We start from the raw sequence: 2,506 nt of genomic DNA, 5'->3' as shown, positions 1-2,506 counted from the left end.
AACCTTAGCTTTGCTATGCACTTTTTGTTTTATTTTCTTTTAAAATTTCCATTTTCAAGACAAAACCTATTATTTTATGTCTGTTCTAGATGAGTTGTAAATGTTAATATGAATATGAACAAAAATTAGAATCTCAAAATGTACAAATTTGTACATTTTTTCTTGTATAATATTTGTAAAAAACTGTGACAGGAGTAATATTATGCGGAAAGATGTACTTAACCAAATTAAGCTGATAGGGGAGGATTTTGATGTCTTGAATAAGAGTGAATTAGCTAGAAGATTTAACTGTGATAGAAGGACAATTGATAGGTATTTAAACGACCCTAGTTCAGGTACTAGAAAACCTAGAAATCTTAAGAGTAAGATTGATGATTTCAAGGAAACTATCATAGATAAAGTAGATAACTATGGTTCTACCTCAATGTCTGTATATAAGTTCATTCAAAAGAAAGGTTACACTGGTGGTTATCATACAGTTAACAATTTTGTAAAAGATCATAAGAAGTCAGAGATCAAAAAAGCCACCTTGAGATTTGACACAAGCCCAGGGTTACAGGCTCAAGTAGATTGGAAAGAAAGCATAACTATGGTTAGTAAACATGGTGAAATATTCGAAGTTAATATATTTCTAATGGTACTAGGATACTCTAGACTTAAATATTTGAAATTAACTGTAGACAGAACTCAGGAGACGTTATTTGAGTGTTTAACCAATGGTTTTAAATACTTTGGTGGTGTTCCTAAAGAAATATTATTCGATAATATGTCCTCTGTTGTTGACAGGGGTAGGACAACCTTTAAAAATGTAGCTATTAATCAAAAATTTAAGTACTTTTCAATAGATGCTGGATTTGAAATAATAACCTGTAGGCCATATAGACCAGAGACTAAAGGTAAGGTAGAGACCTTGGCAAAGTTAGTAGATAGATTAACCCCTTACAACGAAGAATTTGATACATTTGAAGAGTTAGAAGCAATAGTAAATACATTTAATATGGAGATAAATAATGAGATATCACAAGCAACTAATGAAGTTCCTTTATTACGGTTTAAAAAAGAGAAAGAGTATTTAAACCCTTTACCTAAAATGGATGTCCTTCTATCATATTTCCACCACGAAAAAGAGTACAAGGTATCCAAAGAATCTATGATTAGGTATAAAGGGAAAAAATACTCTGTACCTACCAAATATATTGGTAAATATACAACAATTTCAGAAATTGATTCTGAAATATATATCTATTATACAAAAGATTTAATTGCTTGTCATAGGATATCTGATAAAATTCTTCATTACAAAAAAGAGCATGTAAAAGAAATACTTCGTTCAGATGCTCTTAAGCATTATTCTGATGAAAGGATTGAGGAATTCATTGAAAACAACTTAAAGAGTATGGATATTTTTCTTGAGGAGTGATTAATATGACAAGCTATACAAAACTACTTAATAATCTAGAGACTTTAAAGTTAGAGAAATTTAGAAGTTACTTACCTAACTATATAGAGGAAATAACTAAAAATCAAATTCCATTTACGGATGCATTATTACACTTGACAGAAAAGGAATTAGATTTTAGAAATGATAGAGCTTCAAAGATTCAAATAGCAGTATCTGCTTTTCCTTTTGAAAAGACACTAGAAGATTTTGATTTTGATTTCCAACCATCAATAAATAAAGCTCAATTGTTAGATTTGGAGAGTTTAAGATTTCTAGAGAATAAAGAAAATATACTTTTTTATGGATCTTCGGGGGTAGGAAAGAGCCATTTAGCTGTTGCACTAGGAATTGCAGCAGCTAAAAAAAGATATATAACATATTTCATATCCTGCCATGATCTAATTATGCAACTAAACAAGGCTCATGCAGAGAATAGATTAGAAGCCAAGTTAAAGCACTTTTCCAAGTATAAGCTGCTAATTATAGATGAAATAGGATATTTACCTATAGATAAACAAGGTGCAAATCTGTTATTTCAGCTAATAAATAAGAGATATGAAAAGAATTCTACAATAATAACGACTAATCAACCATTTAGCAAGTGGGGAGAAGTATTTTCAGATATAACCCTTGCTAATGCAATTCTAGATAGGTTAATACACCATTCAACAATAATAAAAATAACTGGTCCTTCTTATCGTTTAAAGGATAAGATGGATCAGCTTGAATCAAAGAAAAGTAGTAACAATTAAATTCTAATAAATGTACATTTTGAGATTCTAAAAATTATACATTTTGGGATTGACATTTACATGAGTATATATTTGATATTTAATTTTAAAGTTTCTCTAGTCAAATTTTATTAATTATGCTCATCTCTAAAAAATCTTGTGTAAAGATTAACACTAAATTAGTCATTAGTCAATACTAAATACTAATTTAGAGCCTGAAAACAAAACCCCTACAAGCAATTGATATGATACCTCCAAAGTAGACAGTCTAATTAATTAAAATTAGATTATCTACTTGGAGGTATTTTTTATGGGGAAGAAATCACAGTATAGT

General features: G+C 29.3%; 2 protein-coding genes. Both read left to right on the top strand.

What is annotated here, in order from left to right; translation table 11 throughout:
* Nucleotides 1-202: 202 nt before the first annotated feature.
* Nucleotides 203-1,420, top strand: a complete 1,218-nt coding sequence (istA, locus tag BLV37_RS14700; protein ID WP_091733204.1) for an IS21 family transposase — start codon at nucleotides 203-205, stop codon at nucleotides 1,418-1,420.
* Between the two features lie 5 nt (nucleotides 1,421-1,425).
* Nucleotides 1,426-2,193 carry an IS21-like element helper ATPase IstB gene (gene istB, locus BLV37_RS14695; protein WP_091733201.1) on the top strand — a complete coding sequence of 256 codons (768 nt, stop codon included), beginning with the start codon at nucleotides 1,426-1,428 and terminating at the stop codon, nucleotides 2,191-2,193.
* The last annotated feature ends 313 nt before the right edge of the window (nucleotides 2,194-2,506 follow it).

Origin of the sequence: Proteiniborus ethanoligenes, from assembly GCF_900107485.1 — a bacterium.
In the GTDB taxonomy this organism is placed as follows: Bacteria; Bacillota; Clostridia; order Tissierellales; family Proteiniboraceae; genus Proteiniborus; species Proteiniborus ethanoligenes.
Note: the sequence above shows the minus strand (reverse complement) of the source record. Positions and strands in the feature narration are given on the sequence as shown.

What these genes read in the sequence shown, in the direction of transcription:
- istA (WP_091733204.1), top strand. Translation starts at nt 203, where the DNA reads ATGCGGAAAGATGTACTTAACCAAATTAAGCTGATAGGGGAGGATTTT.
- istB (WP_091733201.1), top strand. Translation starts at nt 1,426, where the DNA reads ATGACAAGCTATACAAAACTACTTAATAATCTAGAGACTTTAAAGTTA.